Genomic DNA, 24,938 nt, shown 5'->3' with positions numbered 1-24,938 from the left:
TCTCAACGGATTTTCGACGCTGACGGCTGATCCATCCGCCCCTGCTGGGAGCGGGTAGCGGATCAGGTCAGGTCGAACCCGCCAAAAGCGAGTAGGCCGCATCCAAACGCCAACTTCGGCGAAGGATCGCAGCTCAGGCAGTTCTTCCTAGCCTGGTGCGCGGGGCAGAACGCGAGTTGTGTCGGTTACCTGCTGCATCGATGCTTGGGGTGTGGATTACATCGGAAACGAGGAAAAAGTGACAAAGGCTGAACAGGACTCGGCTGAACGTCGTGTGCTCGCCGCGATCGGCATCGCGCGGATCGTATGGGGCGTAACCACCGCACTCGGCTCGGCACACGTCCACCGCGTCGGTGGCGTCGAGTACCCGGGGCCTGACGGAGGCGTCTGGATCAAAGCCTTCGGCGTCCGCGATGTCATTCTTGGGGCTGGCGCGCTGCATTCCGACGAAACCGTCCGGCGCGCGACGCTGAAAGCGGGAATCGCGATGGACCTCTTCGATGCCGGAGCCGTGATCTTCGCCGCCAGGCAAGGTATGCCCCGCCGTGCCGCGCGCATCGGTGTCCTGATGGCAGGTGGCACCGCCGTCTTCGCAGCCGCCGGGCCGAGGCTGCTCCGCCTGATCGAGAACCAACGGTCCGATCGAATCCAGCCACCCATGGCAAAATGACTGCACGACAACCGGTCCGCCTACCCACGACACAAGGAGACCTGGCGATGCCTATCGCTACCCGGATCGTCCATCCGCCAGAGTGATCTCGGGGGTGAGTCTCTGCACCAGCTCCATAACCTGTTCGGCAGTGATCGGGTCTCGAGTAGGCACCCGATGGACCTGCGCATCGACGACATGGACCAGTGTCCGCGCCGTCAGGGCCGCATCGTCGCCACCACGGCCACATCGTTGCAGGTGATATCCGATTTCATCGACGAGATAGTTCTCGAAGGCACGCAATGCCGCGAGCTCTCTGGGCACCCGTGGGGCGACACGATGCATGAGGGCGTGTAGCGCGGGCCGGTCGCTGTGCAGGTCGACAATGACGTCGACAATCGCGCGCATGGTCTCCTCGAACGCCGGCTCGGTCTCCCGGAGTCTGATGAACACCTGACCGAGTTGCTCACCGCCCCCGAGGAGATGCCGCACGGCCAACTCCTGGAGTATCGCGTGCTTATTCGGGAAGTACTGGTAGAGCGTTCCGATCGAGACTCCGGCACGCTCGGCGATCCGGTTGGTTGTTGTTGCCAATCCCTCACGACTGAACATCTGCGCGGCCGCTTCCAACATCACGTCCACTGTGTCCTTGGACCGCCGCTGCCTTGGGCGCTTGCGTATGACATCGCTCATCGATCTCCCCTGTGTCGTCCCCACGCCAGCCACGCTACCGGCGTCGAGCCAGGTGCAGGAAAGATGAATCGGCCGTCGACACCGTTGGCCGGTCCTCAGGCTTACCAGGAAAGCACGCTTCGTGACATCAGAATTCGCTGGCACAACCAGCCGCCAAGCACACGGCGAGCGAGAAGGCTTGGGCGCTGTGCAGCGCCCAAGCCTCTCGTCAGCGTTGTCGATTCATGTTGGTGAACAGATCCCTGTTCGCCGCCCGGGCCGCGTCGAGTTCTTGGTCGCGTTCCTCTAGTTGGCCGGTGAGCTCGACCACCTGCTGTTCGAGCATGGTGATGCGCCGCTGGAGCTGATCGATGTCGGTGGGCGCGCCGAGCCCGGATTCTCGCCATGCATGCTCACCCATCAGGGCCGATAGCTTCCGTTCGAGCTGTTGGTTGTGGCCGGCCAGGCGGGCAATGCGAGCTTGTGCGTTGGCCAGGTCGGCCTTCAACGATTCCCGTGTCACCGAGGTTGTGTTCGCGGTTCCCGCGGACGGTGCGGCCTGGGCGGTGTGGATTTGAGCGAGCAGGTCCTGGTGTCGATAGAGGAATGTGCGGTCGACGCCTGCGGCTCGCGCGATCGCCGAGACATTGATTTCGGCTCCGTCGGTGTGAGCGGTGTTGAGTGCCTTGATGACTCGCTGTCGGCGCCGGGCGGAGTCCGCGCGGCGACCCTCGATCATGGGATTGGCCATCGGGTCACGCCTCTCGATCGGGTCTGATGTCAGGGAGCGGCTGACGAATCCGAGGGGTTCCGAGGCCGACGACTTGGTTGCGTGCGCGACGGACGACCGCGACCGACTCCGTGATCTGCGCTTGCTCTGATGCCGACAACTCATCGACATCAGTCTTGATCCGAGCGATCAAGCGGCGGATGCGAATGATCTCTTCATCGGAGGGCATGGCTTCGGTCTTGGCCCATTCGTCGGCGTCAAGGGCGCCGCGCAGCCGTTCGCGGCTGCGCAACAGATCGGCGAGATAGGCCTCGAGGTCCGGCAGGTAGGACACGTCGGTCGAGAAATGTGAACAGCCGACGCAGCGAAACCGAACGGGGCAATCGTCGCCGCCGGCGGCGACGTTGCTGGGTTCGCTGCAGGTGCCGTAGGGAACAGCGACCTCGCCGACGGCACGGCGCAGATGCTCGGCGTCGAGCAGCATCTTGGCTTCGCGCCAGACCTTGTTACCGTGCCGGTCGAACTGCATCGTGGTGACCCGGTCAACCGCCTCGCGACGACGCTTCTCACCGACCCGGTAGTAGGCCTGCGTGGTCTGCATCAAGCGGTGATCCATCAACTGCCGCAAGATATCTGGTGCTATCCCGGCATCTGCATGACGTTGGGCGTAGGTGTGCCGATAGGCATAGAGGAAGATCCGCGACACGTCGAAAGCCAGCATCTGCGTGCTCAGCTTCCCGGCGATCTCCACGCTCACCGGGACGCTGATCGCAGGCAGGCCGAGAATCCACTGGTGATGACGTGTGGTCACCCACTCGTCGGACACTGGCCGCGTTCCGTGCGGATTTCGAGTAGTAGACGGCAGCAGCTTCAGCTTCTCGACGCGCTCGTTCGGGAACCGAGCCCTGACCCGCTGCTGCTGAGCCAAGACCACCGCCGCCGTCGCCTCGGCGATCGGCAAACGGCGGCCGAGCCGGTTGGCTTTGAAATTGGTGTAGATGAGCACGGGTTTGTCGCGCTCGTCGCGATCCAGACAATCCCAGTCCAGACAACAGATCTCGTCCGGGCGACGACCGGTATCGATGAGCAGCTCGACAGCGACGCGGACTTCACGAGTCGCGAGTTCTTCGAGATCATCCAAGTGTGAGCAGATGTGACGCATCACTTCGACGGGCAGATCACGAACCTGCGGGTTGGACTCAGCCCTCACGGGGATGTCGTTGATCTCAAAGGCGAAATCGTCGGCCAGCCCGTGCATGGGCTGCCCGTGCCTGGTCAGACCCAGACCGCGCATCCGGATGAGAACCCGCCGCAGGGTCTGAACCGCCGTGTTGCGCATGTAGGAGGTCATGAAGCCGCCCTCCACCAGGAACCACAGCCGATTCAAAAACCCGGCGATGTCGCTGCGCGAGAGCAGCCGTGGGTCGTTACCGAGGTCGCCGGGCCGTTGCAACCGCAGGCTGTCCGAGAGCAGCGCGACGAACTTGATCTCCTGCTGGATCAGGTCCTTGACCGACCCGCCACGCCGGTGGGGCAATTCGTTGTAGGCGAAGACCTTCGCAGCCTCCCGCAACCACGGCTGCGAAATCGTTCCGAACCGCAAATTACCCTTGAACCCGAAGACGGTGACATCCCAAACATCTTTGTGGCGTTCGGTTTCCGGGCTCATTCGGGTGCGCCGAACGTCTCGGATGAAATGTGAGCACGTGATCTTCACGGCCTGCGGGAGGTCGTCGAGCACCACCTCCTCGATCGAACCGAGTTGGTGGGCGAGGAGATAGGACACCAGCGGCCGGAACTGCTCAGTGCGGGTCTTGGTTCCGGACGCGGTGCGTTGCTCGAGCCCGAACAGCAGCTCTGCGACGACCCGGTCCGGCAGCCCCCGCATACTGCACTCGGTGCCGTTCATGACCGCCCGCGAGGTTCGGCGGAACAATTCGGGATCGACCGGCTCGCCGGTGCCAGCGTCAGCCTGTCGACGGGCCTGGTTCCAGTAGGTCTGGTGGTTCATGCAGTAGGGGCCGTTGCCGTCACGATCGCGGGTGCAGGCGAGAACCTCGCAAGGCCCGAACGCGGGCAGGGCTTTCACCTTCGGATGTACCACGAACTCGTCCAGGGGCACCTTCAGGTAACGACTGCGTTGCTGATGGTGGGTGGAGCAGAGCGCGAGGCCTGACGAGCGCCAAGGCCGCTCGCATCGGGGAACAACGCAAATGCCATAGCCGCCCGGAACCAGTCCGCACGGTTGGCTCACGAACTCGGCCAACGGCGGCTCCCCCGCCATGTGCCATCGTCTCGCGCATCTGACACAGAATCCGGGCTTGCATGTGGCCTTCACACTGCAGTCGAGGACTCCGCAACTTTTCTCGCCCAGGGTTGGGTGATCCTGCGGGAAGTACAGGATTTTTTGCCCGCTGGACCAGCTCAGCAGTTCCAGGAAATCGAGGCTGATCATCGACCACAGCTGTTCGGCTATTGCCTGGTCATCCTCGGGCTCTGCCGGCCTCCGCGCCAGCATGCCCGTCATCGGGTGCCCTCGGCCAGCTCGCGTGGCGAGGGCACCCGCTCGATCGCCTCGCGTAGCCGTTCTACCGAAGGATGTAGATAAGGCTCCGAGGACGAGGGGCAGAGGTGTCCGAGCAATGCCTGGATCTCGTCCAGCAGTGCCCCGGAGTCGGCCAAGTTGCTGGCGAACGCGTGTCGGCCCTGGTGCGGTGTGACCGAGCGAGGCAGACCGGCCCGACGGCACAACCTGTCGAACAACTCGTTGATCGCATCCACGCTCATTGGTGCGCCCAGCGGCGCGCGAAATAGGTTGACCAGCAAGAAGTCACAGTTCGCGGCCGCGGGCTGGTCGGCCCGCTCGAGCAGGTAGAGATCCAACGCGCGAACCACCAGAAAGTCCAGCGGAACCGCACGCGAATGCCGCGACTTCGCGACGGCGCCGTTGGCGTTGTCACGTCGAACGACGTGCAGATGCGCGCCCTTGACCGGGCACAAGTGTGCCGAATTGTCCGGCAGCAGATGCAGATCGGCTCGCCGTAGCCCTGCGGCCTCGCCGCGGCGCAGCCCCGCGCGCGAGAGCAGCAACACGATCAGCCGGTCTCGCGCCGAGCGGCAGACGCGGAACAGCGCGACGATCTCGGCGTCGCTGGCGCGATCCACCGCCGTCTCCGGCTCACGCATGCTGTGCCGGGCCTTCAACCGATACCGCAGCGCCGAGTTCTCACCGCGGGCCACCGTCGGCAGATCCATGGTGTCGCCGAGCTCCCACAGTTGCTCCAACACCCAATCCGGTGCTTCCTTCGAGACGACCGCGAAGGACAAGAACCCCCGTGTAGCAACCAGGATCTTGTTGATCCTCGATGCGCTCCGTACCTGTTCGGCACCGGGGCCGACCACCACTCGGTCACCAGCCGCCCGCGTGTACTTCAACCAGACGATGAAGAGCCCGAGATCCCTTGCAGCCGTTGGCCAATGCCGCCCGGTACTTTCGCACCAGCGCAGGAACAGCGCCACACACTCGGCGTAGGACTTCGTGGTCGACTCGGCCCGGTCCCGCCCGAACCTCAACTCCCTCAAATATCGGTCCGCGACCACCTCAACTTCGTAACCAGCGTCGATCACCGTCCAGTACTGGACGCCCGACGGCATCCGAACCCGAAAGGCTCGCAACCAATCCTCCGCTCTCCGTAGTTGATCCACACGGAGCCACAGAGCAACACCCCTAAAGAACTGTCGCAAAACCCCATCGGTGTGTCGTCAGTACGACATCACACAACACACTCAGAACCCCGAAAGAAGGCCACCTCGGCGGGGTCGGGGCCGGGGTCGGCGATCACCGCCAGGTGGGACAACTGGGCGCCCATCTCCGCGGCGGCCAGCAAACCGAGCCGGGGCAGGCCGACCACCGCCGCGTGACCGCCGTTTCCGGTGACCGCGGCGAGCAGCCCGGTCAGCAGGGAGTGCGCGCCGGTGTAGGCGACCACCGCGCCTTTGGGCAGCCCACCCTCGGGCAACAGGTCGGCCAGCGGCGGTGGCACCGGCAACAGATCACGGCGCAATGGCTGCTCACGCGGTATATGCCCGGTCGCGGACTCACCACGCCCCGGCACTGCGGCCATCCGCCTGCGCAGCTCGTCGAGCATGCCCCGATCGGGCGACAACGCTTCCGAACCCATCAACACCACCTACCTCCACGATGGACCCGCGAGCGGAAAACCGCCCCGCGCCGAAACAGCAGCACCGTTTCAGCTATCGATCGTATTCGAATATACGTTCGATAGCGACCAGCGTGACACCCACCCCCTCCCCGTGTCCACCGGGGATTTCGGACCTGGCTGATACGGTATTTTTCGACCGACTGGTCGATATCAAAGGGGGCGTGGTGGCCGAAATCCGGCGAACACAGGCGCAGCGGCGCGCCGAGACCAGTCGTGCGCTGATCGACGCGACCATCGACACCATCGTCGAGAAGGGGTACGCACAGGTCAGCGTCAAGGAGATCTGCCGCCGCGCCGGGGTTTCGCACGGGGGGCTGTTCGGCCGGTTCAGCACGTTGTTCGACCTGGTTGCCGCGGCGGCGGCGGAAGTCGGTGTGCGCCAACGCGAACAGTTCGTCGCGAAGATGGTCGAGTTGCCCGATCGCTCCGACGTCCGGGCGTTGCTCACCGTGTGGCGTGACGTGGCTCGCGATCCGATCAACGCGGTGTGGCGCGAACTGATCGTCGCCGCACGCACCGACGTGGCGCTGCGGGAGAAACTCGCGGTCGTCCGCTACGACTACGGCGCCGCCATGCTGGCCGATGGTGTGAAGAATCCTGTTCTGGAAGGGCTTTCGCAGGAACAGGCGTTCGCACTGGGCTCGATGGTGCTGTTCTGTCTCGACGGCGACGCGATCAACGCGGGCCCGTTCCCCGAGCCACAGTTCGAACAATTGCGGCTCGACGCGTTGACCACCATGGTCAACGGCTATCTCGCCGCGCAGCGCGAACCACGCCCGTAGGCGGGACGCCCCCAGCACGTCCCGCCCACGAGTGCACTCAGCGCTGGGCGCCCAGCGCCTGCCCGACCAGCGCCGCCAGCACGGCGTTGGCGAACTCCGGCATTGCGGTGGCGTTGGCCGGGTCGTTCGCGGTCGTGGCAACGGTGGTCGTCGTGCAGCCGGGGCCTTGGACCGGGCCCTCGCCTTCCAATGCCCTTGCTACCCAAGCCATCGCACCGCTCGCCGCGGTGAGCGCGACCATGCCGTGCGCGCCGATGACGCTGTCGGGTGTCGCGTCGCGCAGGTACGTGATCGACGCGCCGTCGGCGCAGTAGCGAGCGACCAGGTCGTCGGTGCCGCCGATCCAGCTCACCTCGTCGTTGACTCCGTTGACCACATACAGTGGCGCCCTCGGGGTTTCCGCGCCCCGCTTGCGCGCGTCGACCTCGCCGGCGAGAACGGGGTCGGCCAGGATCTCCTCGATCGGCGCGTTCACCCACTCGCTCACCCGTTTGAAACGGTGCGCCGACACGATGGTCGCGGTGCATTCCACCCCCGCCCCGGCCACCGCGGTCCGGCCCGCCGGGGTCAGGTAGGAGTCGAGTCGCGCGGCGAACTCCGGCGAATCCTTGCTGATCGAGGCGAGACCGAGCGGTGTGAGACCGACGGTGTAGCGACCGTCGGCGGTACGTATGGCCGCACCGAGATCCTGTACGGGCGCGCCGATCGCGAAGCCGACCATGTTCAGCTCCGGCGCGTATCGCGGCTGCACCTGCGCGGCCCAGCTGGTGGCGACCCCACCACCGGAGTAGCCCCACGCCGCGACCCTGGTGTCCGCGGTCAGGCCGAGCGGTGCGAAGTTCCGCGCGGCGCGGATGCCGTCGAGAGTGGTGTAGCCCATCAAGTTCGGGGTCAGGAAGCGGTCGTCGACCCCGCCCGGATCGGGGACCGCCACCGCCCAGCCCTTCGCCAAACCGGCCGCGACCCGGGCCATCTCAGCGGGAACGGTCGACCAGCCCGATTTCTGCCCGTTGAGCATGCCGGCGAGATCACCGTGCGTCAGGGTGTGCGACGGCATGCACTCGCGCTGGACCGCGTCATAGGCCATCTGCAACGACAGCAACGGTCGCGGCACGGCGGGCCCCCGCGGAATCAGCACCGTGGTGACCGCGGCATAGGGACGCCCTTCCCCATCGGTGGTGCGGTACAGCAACTGCCAGGCCTGCGCGTTGACGGGGAATTGCAGCAGCATCTTCGTGGCGACAGGTCGGCTCGCCAGGATCGCACCCGGCGCGCTCGACTCGAAACCCGCTGGTGGCGTGTAGAAGTCGTCGACCACCTCGGCGGCGCCGTGCCCCGCCGCCGTGATCGATCCGACCGCGATCAGCGCGCTGACCAGTAGTGCCGACCAGCGAGTTCGCCGTCCGACGCGGCTTGTCCGTCTGGGAAATCTCATCAATTCAACTCTCGATCCGACAGCGTTGTCATCAGGCGGGCGCGCACCGCTGTTCGGACGCTACGTGACCGGGCTCACGGAATCAAGATTTCGACCGATCGAAATATTAATGCCGCTGAACCGCCAGACTCGGGATCCCGGCCAGTCAGCGCCATATTCGGCTACCCTCGCACCCGTGACCGAACGTGCTCGTCCCCATATCGGCCCCGACTACCTGGTCGCGGGCCGCTACCGCCTGCAGTCCAAGCTGGGCGGGGGTGGCATGGGTGCGGTCTGGCTCGCGACCGATCGGTTGCTGAACCGGGAAGTCGCGATCAAGCAGGTGCTGTCCACCGCGGGACTGAGCGCGGCCGAGGCCGAGCGAATCCGCAGCAGCATCGTGCACGAGGGCCGGGTGGCCGCCAAGCTGTCGCACATCCACGCCGTCGCCGTGCACGACGTGGTGATCGAGGCGGGCGAGCCGTGGCTCGTCATGGAGTACTTACCCTCGCGCAGCGTGGCCAAGGCGCTCGCGCTGGTCGACACGCTGCCCGCGGTCGAGGTCGCCCAGATCGGCGCGCAGGTGGCCGACGCGCTCGCAGCCGCCCACGCCGCGGGCATCGTGCACCGCGATATCAAGCCGGGCAACATCCTCGTCGCCGACCGCGGCAACAGTGTGGGCCTGGCCAAACTCAGCGACTTCGGCATCTCGCGCGGCGCGGGCGACACCCAGGGTGACGAACCCGACGGTGTGATCACCGGCACCCCCGCCTACCTCCCGCCCGAGGTCGCGCGCGGCGCCCGGCCCACCGAGGCCAGCGACGTGTTCTCCCTCGGCGCCACCCTCTACACCGCGCTGGAAGGCCAGCCGCCGTTCGGTTTCGACTCCGACGAGCACGACGTCGTCGCCGCGGCCGCGATGGGCCGGATCATCCCGCCCACCCGCAGTGGCATCCTCACCCAGCCGATCCTGCACATGCTCGAGCCCGCGCCCCAGCGTCGCCCGACCATGGCCGAGGCCCGCGACGAAATCCTCACCGCCGCCTTCGGCCCCGGCACCGGCGCCTACATCCTCGGTGTGCCGCTGCGCACCGAGGACGGCACCATTCCCGCCTGGTCCACCCGCAACTCCGCCAGCGGCCTGCGTAGCCCCAACTCCTCGCCCCTCCCGCGCCCGCATCGCGCACCGCTCGCCGCTACCGCCGCACCCCAGCAGCGCAGCGGCGGGTTCATCGACAACCTCCCCAACGGCGCCCCCCTCGCCATCGGCGCCGGCGTCCTGATCGGCCTGATCATCCTGATCGCGATCATCATCGCCGCGATGTGATCATTCGATCCGTCGACGGTGTGCCCAGCGGGTCAGCGCATTGCGATTGGACTGCTGGGTTTTCCGGAGCACATTCGACGCGTGCGTCTCGACGGTCTTCACCGAGATGAACAAGGATTCGGCGATCTCCCGATAGGTGTAGCCACGCGCCAGCAAGCGCAGCACCTCCAGCTCACGCGGGGTGAGCGAGTCCAATTCGGGATCGAGTGGCGGCTCGGGAACCGGTGAGCGCCCGGTGAACGAGTCGAGCACGAACCCGGCCAGCCGCGGGCTGAACACCGCGTCCCCACCCGCGACCCGGCGGATACCGTCGGCCAGCTCGGCACCGGAAATCGTCTTGGTGACGTATCCGCGCGCCCCCGCCCGGATCACCGCGATCACATCCTCGGCCGCGTCGGACACGCTCAGCGCCAAACACACCGGCCCCGCGGCGATCCCGCTCAGCACCGCCACCCCACCGCCGTCTGGCATGTGCACATCCAGCAGCACCACGTCCGGCTTCGCGGCATCGATCCCCGCGACCGCCTCGGCCACGGCCCCGGCCTCGCCGACGACCTCCATATCGGTCTCCCGGCTCAGCTCGGCGCGCACCCCCGAGCGGAAGACCGCGTGATCGTCGACCAAGAACACCCGCACACTCACTACAAGACTCCTCATTCGAACCGTCTCGATCGACCTGCTGTCATCGGTACCACACCGCGGTGTCCGAGCGCCGAAATCGACTCCGGTTCGGTGCGATCGCGCGCTCAGCGATCGGTGGGAAGGTCCCGCGCCGACTCGTGGTCATCGGGGCGCGGTGCGGTGGCAGGCGCGTCGTCGCCCGCGACCTCGTCCGGCTCGGAGGTCCCGGAGTCGGTGCGCGGCATGACGATCCGCACCTCGGTGCCGCGCCCGAGGGTCGAGTCGATCTCGGCGGTGCCGCCGCGTCGTTCGATCCTGGCGCAGATGGACTTGGCCACCCCGCGCCGGTCGGCGGGCACCGCCGACACGTCGAAACCGGCGCCGCGGTCGCGCACGAAGATGCTCACCTGGTGGGGTTCGGTCTCGGCGAACAGGTCGATCTCGGGGACGTCGGCGTGTTTGGCGGCGTTGACAAGTGCCTCACGGGTGGCGCCGAGCAGGGCGGTGAAATGTTCCTTGGGCAGGCCGGCGCCGGTGTCGCCGGGGTCCATCGCGACATCGCCGACGGTGACCGGGGTGACCTTCACGCCGTGCTGGTCCTCCACCTCGCCCGCGATGGTGCGCAGCGCGGTGGCCAGGCTGGACTGGGCGGGTGCGGTGTCGTCGAAGAGCCACTTACGCAGTTCGCGCTCCTGGCTGCGGGCCAGGCGAAGCACCTCCTGGGGGTCTTCGGCCTGACGCTGGATCAGCGCGAGCGTTTGCAGCACCGAATCGTGCAGGTGGGAGGCGATTTCCTCGCGTTCCTCATTGCGGATGCGGGCGCCGCGCTCGGCATTGAGCGCGCGGACCATGCGCAACCACAGCGGCACCGTGAGCAGACCCGCGCCGACCAGGGTGACCGCCACCGCGATCAGCGCCGACCCGAGCGAACTGAGATCGATCCTGGCCAGCACCACCACACCGAGGCCGACCACGATCAGCGTCGCCCCGGCCACGATGCGCGACCAGGTGACCACCGAGGGTCTCGCGGGCAGCCCGAACAGGGCCCGCGGCCCCGGCGCGGCGACATCGTATTCGCGCCACACCAGCGCGGCGCCGACCGCCACCACCACGATCGGCGCGATCACCTTCGCCGCGGTCCCCTGGAACAGCCACCCCACCGTCACCGCGAGCCCGAGCCCGAGCAGGGCGAGTCCGATCGCCTGCCTGCGCTCGTCACCGGTCGGTTTCACGGCGTCCGCGCCACTAGGAGTGAAGATCCACAGCAGCCCGTACGCCACCAGCCCCGCACCGACCAGCGCGGACAGCAGCACGAACGCCAGCCGCACCTTGATCACATCGACACCGAGATGGTCGGCCAGACCACCCGCGACACCCCCGACCACCCGTCCACCGCTGCGGCGGACCAGACGCGGGGTCTCTGGCACCGGCGCGCCCATCGGCTCAGGACAGGGAACGGGCAGCATGGGCCGATAGCCGCGAGGCACGCCATAGCCCTGCGGATACTGGGTGTAACCCGGCGCGGTCCGGTACTGCGGCGGCGGGACGTATTGCTGCGGCGGCCCATAAACCACCGGCTCACCCCCGAACGCGCGCTCTACGAAACGATGCGGACCGCGCAGCCGATGCCCACCGAACCGCGGATTCGCCGCGGCCCCCGGCCCCTCGGCGGGCCCTGCGGGATCACCCGGTCGAAACCCTTGCGCACCCATCGGCGCACGACCTGCCGCCGCTCCGTTGCCGCCCGCGCCGGCCACAGGCCGGTAGGCGGGGGCGGCGCTCGGGCCGACCGGATCTCGATTGGCGTTGTTCCCTGGGACACTGCCGTACCCGTGGGGGTACCCCTGGGTGGCGTCGCGAGCGGGAACAGACGGATCCATGCTCTCGATAGTGGCACGCGGGACGGGGTGCCGACATCAGGAAAGTCCCTGATCTCGTCCCCGATGTCGGCGATCCGACGCTGACCTGGGCAGGGACCTGTCCGGTCCGGACAAAAACAATGCTCTACCTGGGTGTATGTCGGATCCGGTGACAGACGGGAACGGCGATGCCGGACGCCGGACCGGAAACCTGGCGAAAGGGTCCTCAACAGGCCCTTTAAGCCGATGCAAGGTCGCTCCGAAAGCCCGGCCGCAGAGGCTTTCCTACGTTGATGGCAGGCCGGAATTGCGGCCGCCGCTTCAGGGGAGGAACTGAGTGAACATCATCACCACCGTGCTGGGTGCCGCCACTATCGGACTGAGCACCATCGGGATGACACCGATCGCTTCGGCGACGCCGATGGCACCGCACGAGAAGACCTATCACGGACCCGCCGGCTTCGAACTCACCCTCGGCCATACCGAGGAGTCCTACCGGCTGGTCCCCCCGCTCAACGCGATGCCGAGCAATCGCGAGGTGTTTCTCGACAACACCGCCTACGTCACCGCACCGCTCGGCGCGACCGGTGAGATCACCTCCGGCTATCTCGTCGCCTGCGCGGTGGACCTGACCCTGTCGGTCGGGCTCGACGGCGGCATCTCGGTGGACGCGGGGGCAACCGTCGGATTCGGCTCGTCCGGTCCCGACGCGTCCGCCGACATCGGTCCGTCGATCTCGGCCGGTATCGATCTGAGCCTGTCGCTCGCGCCGGGCGAGATCAAGAAGATCGATGTGGGATCGATGGCCCTCGGTGCGGGCACCACCTATCTGGTGAACCGTGACTTCCATCTGATGGTGGGCAACTGCGGTGGGCCGCTCAATGTCTATTCGTGGGCGACGGTCACCGCGAGCACCGGACAGGTGAGCGCCACCAACTCGATCTTCGGCGACACCATGTTCCTGTGAGCCGACCCGGGACCCGGCAACTCGCCGGGTCCCGGTCGAGCCGAATACCATGACCCTCGGTCGTTTTCATCGAACGGGGGGTTCATTGACCACCAGTGATACGCAGAGTTCTTCGCCGCGAGCGCATTTCGCCCAGCGGTTCGCCGAACTCTATGCCGCAGCGGGCAACCCGACCTTGCGCCGGGTCGCCACGGCCACCGAACGGCGGATGCGCGGCGCCCAGGCGGGCACACCGTCACCGCAGCGGATCAGTGATTGGAAGGCCGGGCGCAATGTGCCCGCTCGCTTCGAATCGCTGCTGCCGGTGGTTCTCACGCTCGTCGAGATGACCGAGAAGTCCCAGCGCGATCTTCCGCGCACACTGGCCGACCCGCACGAATGGCGACGGCTGTGGCAGGAGTCGGTCACCTGGACCGCGGCCGCGGGCGACGGCGAGACCTGCCCCTACCCCGGCCTGCGCGCCTATCTACCCGAGGAGCACACCATGTTCTTCGGACGCGAGCAGGCCACCGCCGAATTCGTCGAACTGGTCCGCGCCACCACCGGCATCGTCGTACTGATCGGCGCGTCGGGCGCGGGCAAGTCCTCGCTGCTGGCGGCGGGCCTGCGACCGGCGATCGACCTGCCCGCCGCCACCATGACACCGGGCGCGACGCCGACCGCCGGACTCGCCGCGACGCTGACCGACGACCTGCGGGTCCTGATCGTCGACCAGTTCGAGGAACTGTTCACCCTGTGCCAGGACGAGGCCGAACGGGTGGCATTCCTGGCGGCGCTGGCCGCCCTACCCGATTCACTGACGGTCGTGCTGGCGCTGCGTGCCGATTTCTACGAACAATGCCTGCACTATCCGGTATTGCGGAACGGCTTGCAGCGCAACAACTATCTCCTCGGCGCGATGTCCATGGACGAGGTGTCGCACGCGATCACCGGACCAGCGGCCGCCGCCGGACTCACCCTCGAACCAGGTCTGGAAGAGCTGGTACTCACCGAACTGCGCGGGCTCGGCGGGCACCTCAGCACCGATGGCTACGACCCCGGCGCGCTGCCGCTGCTGTCACACGTGATGGCCGCGACCTGGCAGCAACGCGAAGGCCGCAAACTCACCGTCGCCGGTTACCGCAAGACCGGCGGGGTGGCCGGGTCGGTCGCCGAGACCGCCGAACTGGCCTGGAGCGAGCTCACTACGGCGCAGCAGAACGCCGCGCAGGAGTTGCTCGGCTCGCTTGTCACGGTCGGGCAGGACGCGCGCGACACCAGACGAACCGTCGACCGCGCCGAATTGCTGGGCCGCAGCGGTGATCCCGACGCCACGGCGGAAGCACTGGAAGTGCTCGCGGCCAGCAGGCTGATCGCCCTCGACGCGGGCTCGGTGCAGTTCTCCCACGAAATCGTGCTGACCGCATGGCCCCGGCTGCGCGGCTGGATCGACACCGACCGGGTCGGGCACCTGGTCCGGCAGCGGCTCGAGCACGATGCGGCCGAATGGGAAGCAGCGGGCCATGATTCGGCGCTGCTGTATCGCGGCACCCGGCTCGACAGCGCGAGCGAGCACACCGGAGGTGCCCCGATCAGTCCGCGGGTGCGTGCCTTTCTAGCGGCCTCACGGCGGGCCGTCCGGATCGGTGGGCGCCGTCGGATCGGGGCGATCGTGGTGGTGCTCGCGCTGCTTGCCACCGGTGTGATCGCCATTGACCGCAGCAGGCTCGCCGATCAGCGCGCGCTGGACCGCGACTACGCCGAACTGGTGGCCGCCTCCCAACGAACCAGAGTCAGCGACCCGTCGTTATCGACACAGTTTCTGCTGGCCGCCTATCGAATTCGTCCCGACGTATCGACCCGTACCCAGCTGTTGAACAGCCAAGACTCGCCGCTTGTCGCCGCTGTACCCGCTCACGAGCGTGGCGTGAAAAAGTTGGCCGTCCGGCCGGCCGACAAACTACTCGTCTCGATCGACTACGACCGCGACACAGCCTTCTGGAACATTCACGATCCCACCCGGCCGCAACGCCTCGTCACCGAGTTCGGGACGAAGCTCGACGAACTCGTCTTCATCCCGGGCAGCACCGATGCGGTCACCATAGGACCCGCCGGTATCCAGCTGTGGGATCTCGCTCGCCCCGAGTCCCCCCGACTGATCCACACGCTCGAGACCATCGACCGGGTCGACGCGATCGCTGTCGATCCGAGTGGAACGCGGCTCGCCGTGGTCGCTCCGTCGACGCTTGCCCTCTGGGACATCCGTGATCGGTCACGCCCATCGCGCACGGTCACGCGATCGCTGCACGGTGGCGACATTCACGCCCCCGATGCCCCTGTGCTCATCGTCAGGGCCGTATTCAGCCCGGACAGCACTGTCCTCGCCGTCGGCGCCATCACGGTCGACGCCGCGATTGCTGACACCGTGCAGCTGTGGGATATCCGCGGGCCCGCGACCGCGCGCCCCGCCGCGCCACCGATCTCCACGGTGAGCGGCGACCATCTCCAAGACTTTGCCCTCAGTCCGGACGGCACCCGCCTGGCCGTGGGGACCTACGGATCGAAGAGCCGCAACACCGCATCGTCGAGCCGAGTCGAGTTATGGGAAATCACCGACCCACATCACCCACGCACCTACGGCGCACCGATCCGAGTCGACAACGATGTGCTGGGCTCGATCGTGTTCCACGAGGACGGGAACCTGCTCGCCGCCGGCTCCGACAAGCACGGGCGGCTGTGGAACATCGCGGACCCGACGCAGCCCGTTCAGGTCGGGCCCGACCTCTCGGTGCGTCCCGTCGCCTGTCCGCTGGCACCAGCCTCCGCCTGTAGCGGCGGACCGAGGTCGATGGTTTTCCTCCCGGGCGAACCGATACTCCTCGGAGCCGGAAACGACGGGATGCTGAAAACGTGGACGCTGCCGCCCTCGGCGATCGACAAGATTCCCGGAACACCCCCTACTCCGGTGTTCGACCGAACCGGCGATCGGATGGCAATGCGGTCCTGGGCCGACGACGTGACGGTCTGGGACACCACCGACGCGCGTCGCCCTGTCCGGTTGTCCACCATCCCTGGGTCGCCAGAGCAGTCGAATGTCACGCTGAGTCCGGACGGGCGCACCCTATCCATGCACGACTCGGACGGCGGTCGGCGAATCGTCTTCGACCTCGACGACCCGCGCCACCCGCGACCACTGCCCGACTGGCCGACCGAGGGCGCCGACCGATCAACGGTGAAGGGCGATCGGATGCTGCTGACCTTCGAGAACTCGGTACAGATGTGGGACGTCAGCGACCGGGCCGCACCGGCGCCCCTCGGCCCACCGATCACCGCAACGGCCGGAACGGTCTTCTTCAGCGACTCCAGCCCCGACGGAACCCGCGTCGAAGTAATACTCGTCGACCCGGTTGTCTTCGCCGGCAACGAAAGCAGCCCACGACAGGACGCCATTCGCCAAATCTGGAATCTGGACGATCCGATGCACCCCCGCTTGGTCACCGAGAACGAAACCGACCTGCGCCAGTTCTATCAGCCGTCGCAGTTCCTGCCTGACAATCGGACCATCGCTGTCCTCGAGTCCGGCAAGTTCGGGCTCTCGGATGTCGACGCCCCCGACACGTTCACGCCGCTGACCACCGACACTCCCACCGAGGGGAGTCAATTCAGCCAGGTGTCCGCCGCAGCCGACAGCTCGAAGCTGGCGATATCGAGCGACGACGGCACGACCGACCTGTGGAACCTCGACGATCCACACGCACCACGCAAACACAGCGGCCCGATCGGTCTCATCGATGGACAGTATCGGTGGGCGACCATGCACCCACGCGGCGAACAACTCGTGATCATCGCCGAAACCGGTCTGCTCGAGGTGTGGGACCTCGACGCGGAGGCTGTGGCCGCACGAATCTGCGCGGCCACCGGCGAACTCACCGAAGCGGTCTGGCGCAGCTACGTCGCGAACGTCCCCTACCGCTCCCCCTGCCCCTGAACCCGGGAAATTCTCAGGGTTACCCCCGATGTGCGAAAGGGGTGGCTCGGCACACCATGGATGGCATGAGCAGAACGAGCTTCGCCGACCAGGTTCACCAGATGTGGCAGACGCGGCCCGTCCGGCTGCCTCGGCAGGGGCCGATCGCCGGTGTCGCGGCGGGGTTCGGGTTGCGGTACGGGGTGGATCCCGTGCTCGTGCGGGTGGCCTTCGTGGTGTCGACGATCTTCGGTGGGGCCGGCATCATGCTGTACCTGCTGGCCTGGCTGGTGCTGGGGTCGGCGGGGAACGAGGTGTCGGCGGCGCAGGCCTTGTCGTCGCACAATCGGGGGTCGCATTCGCAGACCAAGACCATCGTGCTGATCGTCGCGCTGGCTATCGCCGTGTCGGCCATGGGGCCGATCGGGCTGGGGATGGGCGGGGGCGGGGTCGTCAGTCTTGGGCTGATGCTCGCCGGCTGGTGGATGCTGTACCTGCGTCATCCCGAGCTGCCTGCGGGTTTCGACGCCTACCGCGCGCCGCTCGGCACGACGGGCTATCCGGGTGCGGGCTACCCGACCGGTGCCCCGGTGCGCGGCTATCCGTTCAACCCGGAGATGCCGGCGACGGGGATGTACACGCCCTACACCAAACTCCCCGACGCCTACGTCCCCGATCCGGCGCCCGCCCATGCGGAAACCCGTACGGCCACCGCCGAATCCACCCCGCTGTTGCGGGTCGACGCCGCCGAGACAGTCGTGCTGCACAAGGACATCGCCGAAACAGCCGACACCACTTCGGATTCGGTCGACACCGCTCGGATCACGGTGACACCGGCCGAATCCAGCGAGCCCGACTCGGCACGCGAAGTCTCCGACGGGGCGGACACGCCGGCTTCGGACGCACCGAAAGCCGAGGCGAGCCCGAGCGAGTCGACCGCGGATCCGATTCGTCCGGTGGATGATTCGGCCGCGCCCATCGATCTCGGCAAGCGTGCGGACAGCCCGAAATCCCCTGAAGCCGAGGAGACCGGCACCACCGCGGTTCTGTACAAGAATCTCCCCGGAACCATCTCTCCCGCACCGGAACCCCCTCGCATCAACGCGCAGGTGCCCAACGGCTGGGACCCGCTCGCCGTCGCACCGCTGGCCTGGGAGCTCCCGGAAGCGGCGCCCCGCTACGCGCCCGTAGCACCACTGCCCGCACCGAAACGTCCACGTTCCCGGCTGACCCCGGTCACCATCGGCCTGGCGATCCTCGCCGCGGCGCTGGCGGGCGCCGCAGCGGCATCGGGCGTCGAATGGATGACCCCCGCGCGAATCGCCGCCTTCGCACTCGCCGTGGTCGGACTCGGCCTCGTCGCGGGCGCGTTCCTGCGGCGCGGGTACGGACTGCTGGTACTCACCGCCCCGCTGGCCGGATTCGTGGTGCTCGCCTCGCTGATCGGGCCGATCGACTTCGAGAACAACGGCGCCGTCGGCGACCGCGTCTGGGCACCGACCTCGGTGACCGAACTGCAGCCGCGCTACGCCCTCGACATCGGTTCGGGCACGCTGGATCTGCGTGGCCTGACCCTCACCGAGTCCCGCAGCGTCGAAGTCGCGGTGAACATCGGTGACGCGAAAGTGCACCTGCCCGAAGGGATGACAGTGAACACGACATGTGCCATCCGAGTAGCCGATTCGACCTGCACGGAAGGGCGCAGCGGACCGGACACCCCCGGTGCGCCCGTTCTCGACCTGAAGATCAAGATGCACCTCGGCGATGTGGAGGTGACCCGTGGCTGAGCGCAACAGCGTCGAGACCCGGCGCCGACCGGCGTTCCCCCTGCTGACCATCGGCCTGATCGCACTCGCGGTGAGCGTCTGGGCACTGCTCGGCGGGCCGACCCCCGACGGCGGCGGGATCCTGCCCATCGGCTGGGGCGTGGTGATCGCGGCCATCGTCATCGGCCTGCTGCTCACGCTGACCCCGAGCCGCAAACACCACTGACCGAAGGACAACCCCCGGAAACCAGCAATGGCCCGTCATCGTGACGGGCCATTGCTGTGTACGGGACCAGTTGAAAGACAAGGGCAATGGACAAATCCGATAGGCAACCGGAAACCCCACTGGCGAAGGTCCTGCCGCCTGCCACCCACCGGCCGCACAGCGGCGGCTTCCTCCTGGGCAGACTGCTGTTCACCCAGGCGGCGCTACCGCCACGGCCGGCTCAGTGAATCACTCCCACTCGATGGTGCCCGGCGGCTTGCTCGTCACGTCGAGGACCACGCGGTTGACCTCGGCCACCTCGTTGGTGATGCGCGTGGAGATCCGCTCCAGCACGTCGTAGGGCAGCCGGGTCCAGTCCGCGGTCATCGCGTCCTCGCTCGACACCGGACGCAGCACGATCGGGTGACCGTAGGTGCGGCCGTCGCCCTGCACACCGACCGAGCGCACGTCGGCGAGCAACACGACCGGGCACTGCCAGATCTGCTTGTCCAGACCGGCGGCGGTGAGCTCCTCGCGGGCGATGGCGTCGGCCTGGCGGAGCAGCTCGAGCCGGTCGGCGGTCACCTCACCGACGATGCGGATCGCGAGACCCGGACCGGGGAACGGCTGGCGCGCAACGATTTCCTCGGGCAGGCCCAGCTCGCGGCCGACCGCGCGGACCTCGTCCTTGAACAGCAGGCGCAGCGGCTCGACCAGGTCGAACTCGAGGTCGTCGGGCAGGCCACCGACATTGTGGTGACTCTTGATGTTCGCGGTCCCCGTGCCGCCGCCGGATTCGACGACGTCCGGGTACAGGGTGCCCTGGACCAGGTATTCGACCTTCGGGGCGCTGCCCGCGGCCGCACCCTCTTCGGTGACGATGCCGGCGACCGCGTCCTCGAAGGAGCGGATGAACTCGCGCCCGATGATCTTGCGCTTCTCCTCGGGATCGGAGACGCCCTTCAGCTCACCGAGGAACTTGTCCACCGCGTCGACGGTCACCAGCTTGGCGCCGGTCGCGGCGACGAAGTCCTGCTGGACCTGCTCGCGTTCACCGGCCCGCAGCAGACCGTGGTCGACGAACACACAGGTGAGCCGGTCACCGATCGCGCGCTGCACCAGCGCGGCGGCGACGGCGGAGTCGACACCACCGGACAGACCACAGATGGCGTGGCCGTCACCGATCTGCTCGCGCACGCTCTCGATCAGCGACTCGGCGATATTGGCCGGGGTCCACTGCGCGGGGATGCCCGCCAGGTCGTGCAGGAAGCGGCTGAGCACCTGCTGGCCGTGCGGGGAGTGCAGCACCTCGGGGTGGTACTGGACGCCTGCCAGCCGACGCGCGCGATCCTCGAACGCGGCGACGGGGGCGCCCGCGGTGGTGCCGGTGACCTCGAAGCCCTCGGGGGCATCGGTCACCGCGTCACCGTGCGACATCCACACCGGCTGGATGGTCGGCAGGCCGCCGTGCAGCACACCGCCGTCGATGTTCAGTTCGGTGCGGCCGTATTCGCGGGTGCCGGTGTGCGACACCGTGCCGCCGAGCGCCTGCGCCATCGCCTGGAAGCCGTAGCAGATGCCGAACACGGGCACGCCGAGATCGAACAGCCGCGCGTCGAGTTGCGGTGCGCCCTCGGCATACACGCTCGACGGACCACCGGACAGGATCACGGCAAGCGGCTGCTTGTCGGCGATCTCTTCCACTGTCATCGTGTGGGGAATCACCTCGGAGAACACCCGCGCCTCACGCACCCGTCGGGCGATCAGCTGGGCGTACTGCGCGCCGAAGTCGACGACGAGGACCGGTCTCTGAGTATCTGCCACCGCCACAGTTTAGTGACGGGGTACGACGAGCAAGCATCGGGCATCGCCGGAGCCGGACGCGCGGTAGTGACTGGGCACGACGCACCCCCAATATTGGGCGTGGCGCGGTGGCTCTGGCTATCCTCGTGCTCGTGCCATTCGCCCGCGCGATCGATGCCGACATCTACTACGAGGACAGCGGTGGCACGGGTCCGGTGGTGTTGCTCGCCCACGAATTCTTCATGGATCGCACGATGTTCGCCTCGCAGCAGGCCGCACTCGCTCCCGAATTCCGGATCGTCGCCTGGGACGCGCGCGGTCACGGCCGCACCAAAGACCAGCGATTGCCCTTCACCTACTGGACCGCGGCGCGTGACGCGCTGACCGTGCTCGACTCGATCGGCGCCGAACGCGCGATCGTCGGCGGAACAGCGCAAGGGGGCTTCACAGCATTGCGGACCGCGCTGGTCGCACCGGAACGGGTCGCCGCGCTGATCTTGATCAGCACCGAGGCGCACGGGCCGACGCTGGAACAGTCCACCGCCACCCAGCGGTTCCTCGACGAGTGGCACGACCGCAGCTCCCGCGAGGAAGCCGCGGGCCGCCTGGCCGACTGGCTCATCGGCGACGACACCTGGTACCGCGACATCTGGACCCGCCGCTGGGTCGGCGACGCCCACAGCGGGCTCGACGCCGCCGTCGGCTGCCTGCTCGGGCGCGATTCGGTACTCGACCGGCTGCGCGAGATCACCTGCCCGGCACTGATCATCCACGCCACACAGAGCGGCATCGCGGGCGATCGGGCCCGCACGCTGGCCGACGGGCTCACCGCCTCCACCTTCGTGGAGATCGATGGCGCCCGCCTTGCCGTCACGATGACCCACCCGGAACCGGTCAATACCGCGATCTCCCGGTTCCTGAAGGATCGGGTCTCACTGACCCACGTTCGCTAGCGCCAGGCGCTTCAGCGGACGCTGAGCCCGACCTTCTGGAATTCCTTGAGGTCGGAGTAGCCTGCCTTGGCCATCGACCGGCGCAGGCCACCGACCAGGTTCAGCGAGCCGAACGGGTCGTCGGAGGGGCCGTAGAGCACGCGCTCGAGGCTCGGGCGGGTCACCGCGCCGTCGGGACCGTCGATCCAGGCCTCGTCGACCGGCAGGAACGAACCGCGCGGCACCGAGGGGTGCGCGGTGGCCGAGGGCCAGTACCAGCCGCGACCGGGCGCCTCGGCCGAAGCCGACAGCGGCACACCGAGCATCACGGCGTCGGCACCGCAGGCGATGGCCTTGGCCAGCTGACCCGAGGTGGCCACGTCACCATCGGCGATGACGTGCACGTAGCGGCCGCCGGTCTCGTCGAGGTAATCGCGACGGGCCGCGGCCGCATCGGCGATCGCGGTCGCCATCGGGACACCGATGCCGAGCACCTCGCCGGTGGTGGTGGCGCCGGGGAACGAGCCGTAGCCGACGATCACGCCCGCCGCACCGGTGCGCATCAGGTGCAGGGCGGTGCGGTGATCGCTCACGCCACCGGCCACGACCGGCACATCCAGCTCGGCGATGAAGGTCTTGAGGTTGAGCGGCTCATCGCCACCGACGTGCTCGGCGGAGATGATGGTGCCCTGCACGACCAGCAGGTCGACGCCTGCCTGGAGCAGCGCGGGGGTCAGCGCGCGGGCGTTCTGCGGGCTCACGCGCACCGAGGTGGTCACCCCGGCCGCACGGACCTGCGCGACGGCGGCGGCCAGCAGATCGGGCTGCATCGGCGCGGCGTGCAGTTCCTGCAGCAGCGAGATGGCCTTTTCGTAACCCCCCTTGTCGACCAGATCCAGCAGCTGGTCGATCTTCGCCTGCACGTCGGCGTGGCGCGCCCAGAGGCCCTCGCCGTTGATCACACCGAGGCCACCCTGGCGGCCCAGCTCGATCGCGAACTCGGGCGAGACCAGCGCGTCGGTGGGGTGCGCGAGCACCGGGATCTCGAAACGGTAGGCGTCGAGCTGCCAGGCCAACGAGACCAGCTTCGACGACCGCGTCCGCCGCGAGGGCACGATATCGACGTCGTCGAGCTCATAGGTCCGACGGGCGACCCTGCCCATACCGATTTCGACCATGTCACGCACAGTTGCTCCCTGTGTTCGGGCGCGCGTGTGCGCGCGTTTTCGCAGACCTGACGGACTGCATGGCTGTGCGCCGGGAGCGTACCTCCCGGCGCACAAACGCATCTATTGTACTCAGCCGCGCCCGGAGTAGTTCGGGGCCTCGACGGTCATCGTGATGTCGTGCGGGTGGCTCTCCTTGAGACCCGCCGCGGTGATCTGCACGAACTGCGCGCCCTGGAGGTGCTCGATGTTCTGCGAACCGGTGTAGCCCATCGCGGCGCGCAGGCCGCCGACGAGCTGGTGGATCACCTGGTTGACCGGGCCACGGAACGGGACGCGGCCTTCGATGCCCTCGGGGACGAGCTTGTCCTCGGCGAGCACGTCGTCCTGGAAGTAGCGGTCCTTGGAGTACGACTTGGCCTGGCCGCGGCCCTGCATGGCGCCGAGGGAGCCCATGCCGCGGTAGCTCTTGAACTGCTTGCCGTTCACCAGGATCAGCTCACCGGGCGACTCGGCCGTGCCCGCGAGCAGCGAGCCGAGCATCACGGTGGACGCGCCGGCGGCGATGGCCTTGGCGACGTCGCCGGAGTACTGCACGCCACCGTCGGCGATCACCGGCACACCGGCGGCCTTGCAGGCGGCGACGGCTTCGAGGATCGCGGTGATCTGCGGCGCGCCGACACCGGCGACCACACGGGTGGTGCAGATGGAGCCGGGGCCCACACCCACCTTCACCGCGTCGACGCCCGCCTCGACGAGCGCTGCGGCACCCGCACGGGTGGCGACATTGCCGCCGACGATCTGGATCCGGTCACCGACCTCGGCCTTGACCTTGGCGACCATCTGCAGCACCTGCGACTGGTGGCCGTGCGCGGTATCGACGATCAGCACGTCGACACCGGCGTCGGCCAGCGTCATGGCACGCGACCAGGAGTCCTCACCGACACCGATCGCGGCACCGACCAGCAGGCGGCCGTCGCGGTCCTTGGTGGCGTTGGGGTACTGATCGGTCTTGACGAAGTCCTTGACCGTGATCAGCCCGCGCAGGCGGCCGTTGCCGTCGACGATCGGCAGCTTCTCGATCTTGTGGCGGCGCAGCAGACCCAGCGCGGCCTCGGCGGTGACACCCTCACGCGCGGTGATCAGCGGCGCCTTGGTCATCACCTCGTCCACGCGGCGATCCTGATCGACCTCGAAACGCATGTCGCGGTTGGTGATGATGCCGACCAGCGCACCGGTCTCGTCCACCACCGGCAGACCCGAGATGCGGAAGCGGGCGCACATGGCGTCGACCTCGGCGAGGGTATCGGTGGGACGACAGGTGACCGGATCGGTCACCATGCCCGCCTCCGACCGCTTCACCGTCTCCACCTGGGCGGCCTGATCGGCGGCCGATAGGTTGCGGTGCAGCACGCCCATACCGCCCGCACGCGCCATGGCGATGGCCATGCGCGCCTCGGTGACGGTGTCCATGGCCGAGCTCACCAGTGGCGTACGCAGGGTGATGTCCCTGGTCAGCCGGCTGGACGTCTCGACCGAGCTGGGGATGAGATCCGAGGCGGCAGGCAGCAACAGCACGTCGTCGAACGTGAGGCCGAGCATGGCGATCTTGGTCGGATCGTCGCCCCCCGTAGGAGGGCGCACCGCGATTCGTTCGCCCGACACGGGATTACTCATTCGGATCGACCCCTCCTGGTCGTCATAGCAACCGACGCGACTGAACACAGTGCGTCGGTGCTCGAGCGGAAAAAAGCTTTCGGATGGTCGGCAAGAACAAAGTCGCCGACGCCTGCATTCCATGGTATCCGGCGCCCGGACACGCCTGTGAAGTGAGCCCTTCCGCAAAACTTGCCCGGTGCATCGCTGGCGCGATGCA

At 67.6% G+C, this 24,938-nt stretch carries 19 protein-coding genes and 1 pseudogene; 9 read left to right on the top strand and 11 right to left on the bottom strand.

Annotated features, from left to right (window positions below):
* The first annotated feature begins 211 nt into the window (after window positions 1-211).
* Window positions 212-670 (top strand): hypothetical protein, encoded by a 459-nt coding sequence (locus ACFWPK_RS31455; protein ID WP_378921958.1) that lies wholly within the window; start codon window positions 212-214, stop codon window positions 668-670.
* Between the two features lie 57 nt (window positions 671-727).
* Here ACFWPK_RS31455 and ACFWPK_RS31450 read toward each other — a convergent pair whose 3' ends face one another.
* From ACFWPK_RS31450 to ACFWPK_RS31430, 5 genes and pseudogenes are all read right to left on the bottom strand, one after another.
* Complete coding sequence (locus tag ACFWPK_RS31450) at window positions 728-1,342, bottom strand: TetR/AcrR family transcriptional regulator (protein WP_378921956.1); 615 nt, start codon at window positions 1,340-1,342, stop codon at window positions 728-730.
* Window positions 1,343-1,550: 208 nt separating this feature from the next.
* A complete protein-coding gene (locus ACFWPK_RS31445) occupies window positions 1,551-2,072 on the bottom strand; it encodes a DUF6262 family protein (RefSeq protein WP_378921954.1) in 522 nt (173 codons plus the stop codon).
* 4 nt (window positions 2,073-2,076) lie between these two features.
* On the bottom strand, window positions 2,077-4,578 hold the full coding sequence (locus ACFWPK_RS31440; protein WP_378921952.1) for a tyrosine-type recombinase/integrase: 2,502 nt from the start codon (window positions 4,576-4,578) through the stop codon (window positions 2,077-2,079).
* Window positions 4,575-5,633, bottom strand: coding sequence for a tyrosine-type recombinase/integrase (locus ACFWPK_RS31435; RefSeq protein ID WP_378921950.1), 1,059 nt, complete (start codon window positions 5,631-5,633; stop codon window positions 4,575-4,577). Before ACFWPK_RS31435 ends, ACFWPK_RS31440 begins: the two co-directional genes overlap by 4 nt.
* A 221-nt stretch (window positions 5,634-5,854) precedes the next feature.
* Window positions 5,855-6,232: pseudogene (locus ACFWPK_RS31430) on the bottom strand (hypothetical protein); the annotation flags it as partial.
* 203 nt (window positions 6,233-6,435) lie between these two features.
* Between ACFWPK_RS31430 and ACFWPK_RS31425 the strand changes: the two are divergent.
* The gene (locus ACFWPK_RS31425; RefSeq protein ID WP_378921949.1) at window positions 6,436-7,056 is read left to right on the top strand and encodes a TetR/AcrR family transcriptional regulator; all 621 of its coding nucleotides are present in this window, start codon (window positions 6,436-6,438) and stop codon (window positions 7,054-7,056) included.
* Window positions 7,057-7,093: 37 nt separating this feature from the next.
* Here ACFWPK_RS31425 and ACFWPK_RS31420 read toward each other — a convergent pair whose 3' ends face one another.
* The gene (locus ACFWPK_RS31420) at window positions 7,094-8,491 is read right to left on the bottom strand and encodes a lipase family protein (protein WP_378921947.1); all 1,398 of its coding nucleotides are present in this window, start codon (window positions 8,489-8,491) and stop codon (window positions 7,094-7,096) included.
* Between the two features lie 175 nt (window positions 8,492-8,666).
* Between ACFWPK_RS31420 and ACFWPK_RS31415 the strand changes: the two genes are divergently transcribed.
* Window positions 8,667-9,797 carry a serine/threonine-protein kinase gene (locus ACFWPK_RS31415; protein ID WP_378921945.1) on the top strand — a complete coding sequence of 377 codons (1,131 nt, stop codon included), beginning with the start codon at window positions 8,667-8,669 and terminating at the stop codon, window positions 9,795-9,797.
* Here ACFWPK_RS31415 and ACFWPK_RS31410 read toward each other — a convergent pair whose 3' ends face one another.
* Complete coding sequence (locus ACFWPK_RS31410) at window positions 9,798-10,454, bottom strand: response regulator (RefSeq protein ID WP_378921943.1); 657 nt, start codon at window positions 10,452-10,454, stop codon at window positions 9,798-9,800.
* 89 nt (window positions 10,455-10,543) lie between these two features.
* The gene (locus ACFWPK_RS31405) at window positions 10,544-11,884 is read right to left on the bottom strand and encodes a PspC domain-containing protein (RefSeq protein WP_378921991.1); all 1,341 of its coding nucleotides are present in this window, start codon (window positions 11,882-11,884) and stop codon (window positions 10,544-10,546) included.
* Window positions 11,885-12,614: 730 nt separating this feature from the next.
* On the opposite strand from ACFWPK_RS31405, the gene ACFWPK_RS31400 reads away from it, so the two are divergent.
* The 5 genes from ACFWPK_RS31400 (at window position 12,615) to ACFWPK_RS31380 (ending at window position 19,409) form a co-directional block, all read left to right on the top strand.
* The gene (locus ACFWPK_RS31400; RefSeq protein ID WP_378921941.1) at window positions 12,615-13,244 is read left to right on the top strand and encodes an MspA family porin; all 630 of its coding nucleotides are present in this window, start codon (window positions 12,615-12,617) and stop codon (window positions 13,242-13,244) included.
* 85 nt (window positions 13,245-13,329) lie between these two features.
* Window positions 13,330-17,211 (top strand): hypothetical protein, encoded by a 3,882-nt coding sequence (locus tag ACFWPK_RS31395; protein ID WP_378921939.1) that lies wholly within the window; start codon window positions 13,330-13,332, stop codon window positions 17,209-17,211.
* Between the two features lie 65 nt (window positions 17,212-17,276).
* Window positions 17,277-18,977, top strand: coding sequence for a PspC domain-containing protein (locus ACFWPK_RS31390; protein WP_378921937.1), 1,701 nt, complete (start codon window positions 17,277-17,279; stop codon window positions 18,975-18,977).
* Window positions 18,970-19,182, top strand: coding sequence for a hypothetical protein (locus ACFWPK_RS31385; RefSeq protein WP_378921935.1), 213 nt, complete (start codon window positions 18,970-18,972; stop codon window positions 19,180-19,182). The genes ACFWPK_RS31390 and ACFWPK_RS31385 overlap by 8 nt, the downstream gene beginning before the upstream one ends.
* Window positions 19,183-19,268: 86 nt before the next feature.
* The gene (locus tag ACFWPK_RS31380) at window positions 19,269-19,409 is read left to right on the top strand and encodes a hypothetical protein (RefSeq protein ID WP_378921933.1); all 141 of its coding nucleotides are present in this window, start codon (window positions 19,269-19,271) and stop codon (window positions 19,407-19,409) included.
* A 1-nt stretch (window position 19,410) separates the two neighbouring features.
* Here the strand turns inward: ACFWPK_RS31380 and guaA are convergent, their stop codons facing one another.
* A complete protein-coding gene (guaA, locus tag ACFWPK_RS31375; RefSeq protein WP_378921931.1) occupies window positions 19,411-20,985 on the bottom strand; it encodes a glutamine-hydrolyzing GMP synthase in 1,575 nt (524 codons plus the stop codon).
* A 131-nt stretch (window positions 20,986-21,116) separates the two neighbouring features.
* Between guaA and ACFWPK_RS31370 the strand changes: the two genes are divergently transcribed.
* Window positions 21,117-21,917, top strand: a complete 801-nt coding sequence (locus ACFWPK_RS31370) for an alpha/beta fold hydrolase (protein ID WP_378921929.1) — start codon at window positions 21,117-21,119, stop codon at window positions 21,915-21,917.
* An 11-nt stretch (window positions 21,918-21,928) separates the two neighbouring features.
* Here the strand turns inward: ACFWPK_RS31370 and ACFWPK_RS31365 are convergent, their stop codons facing one another.
* A complete protein-coding gene (locus ACFWPK_RS31365; RefSeq protein WP_378921927.1) occupies window positions 21,929-23,083 on the bottom strand; it encodes a GuaB3 family IMP dehydrogenase-related protein in 1,155 nt (384 codons plus the stop codon).
* 111 nt (window positions 23,084-23,194) lie between these two features.
* Window positions 23,195-24,739 (bottom strand): IMP dehydrogenase, encoded by a 1,545-nt coding sequence (gene guaB / locus ACFWPK_RS31360; protein ID WP_378921926.1) that lies wholly within the window; start codon window positions 24,737-24,739, stop codon window positions 23,195-23,197.
* Between the last annotated feature and the right edge of the window lie 199 nt (window positions 24,740-24,938).

This window comes from Nocardia sp. NPDC058519, from assembly GCF_042719755.1.
Classification (GTDB): Bacteria; Actinomycetota; Actinomycetes; order Mycobacteriales; family Mycobacteriaceae; genus Nocardia.
Note: the sequence above shows the minus strand (reverse complement) of the source record. Positions and strands in the feature narration are given on the sequence as shown.

Excerpts from the sequence above, each read along its gene's own strand:
- ACFWPK_RS31390 (WP_378921937.1), top strand. The coding sequence starts at position 17,277 with ATGAGCAGAACGAGCTTCGCCGACCAGGTTCACCAGATGTGGCAGACG.
- ACFWPK_RS31445 (WP_378921954.1), bottom strand. The coding sequence starts at position 2,072 with ATGGCCAATCCCATGATCGAGGGTCGCCGCGCGGACTCCGCCCGGCGC.
- guaB (WP_378921926.1), bottom strand. The coding sequence starts at position 24,739 with ATGAGTAATCCCGTGTCGGGCGAACGAATCGCGGTGCGCCCTCCTACG.
- ACFWPK_RS31440 (WP_378921952.1), bottom strand. The coding sequence starts at position 4,578 with ATGACGGGCATGCTGGCGCGGAGGCCGGCAGAGCCCGAGGATGACCAG.
- ACFWPK_RS31380 (WP_378921933.1), top strand. The coding sequence starts at position 19,269 with ATGGACAAATCCGATAGGCAACCGGAAACCCCACTGGCGAAGGTCCTG.
- ACFWPK_RS31420 (WP_378921947.1), bottom strand. The coding sequence starts at position 8,491 with ATGAGATTTCCCAGACGGACAAGCCGCGTCGGACGGCGAACTCGCTGG.
- ACFWPK_RS31405 (WP_378921991.1), bottom strand. The coding sequence starts at position 11,884 with ATGCTGCCCGTTCCCTGTCCTGAGCCGATGGGCGCGCCGGTGCCAGAG.
- ACFWPK_RS31410 (WP_378921943.1), bottom strand. The coding sequence starts at position 10,454 with ATGAGGAGTCTTGTAGTGAGTGTGCGGGTGTTCTTGGTCGACGATCAC.
- ACFWPK_RS31450 (WP_378921956.1), bottom strand. The coding sequence starts at position 1,342 with ATGAGCGATGTCATACGCAAGCGCCCAAGGCAGCGGCGGTCCAAGGAC.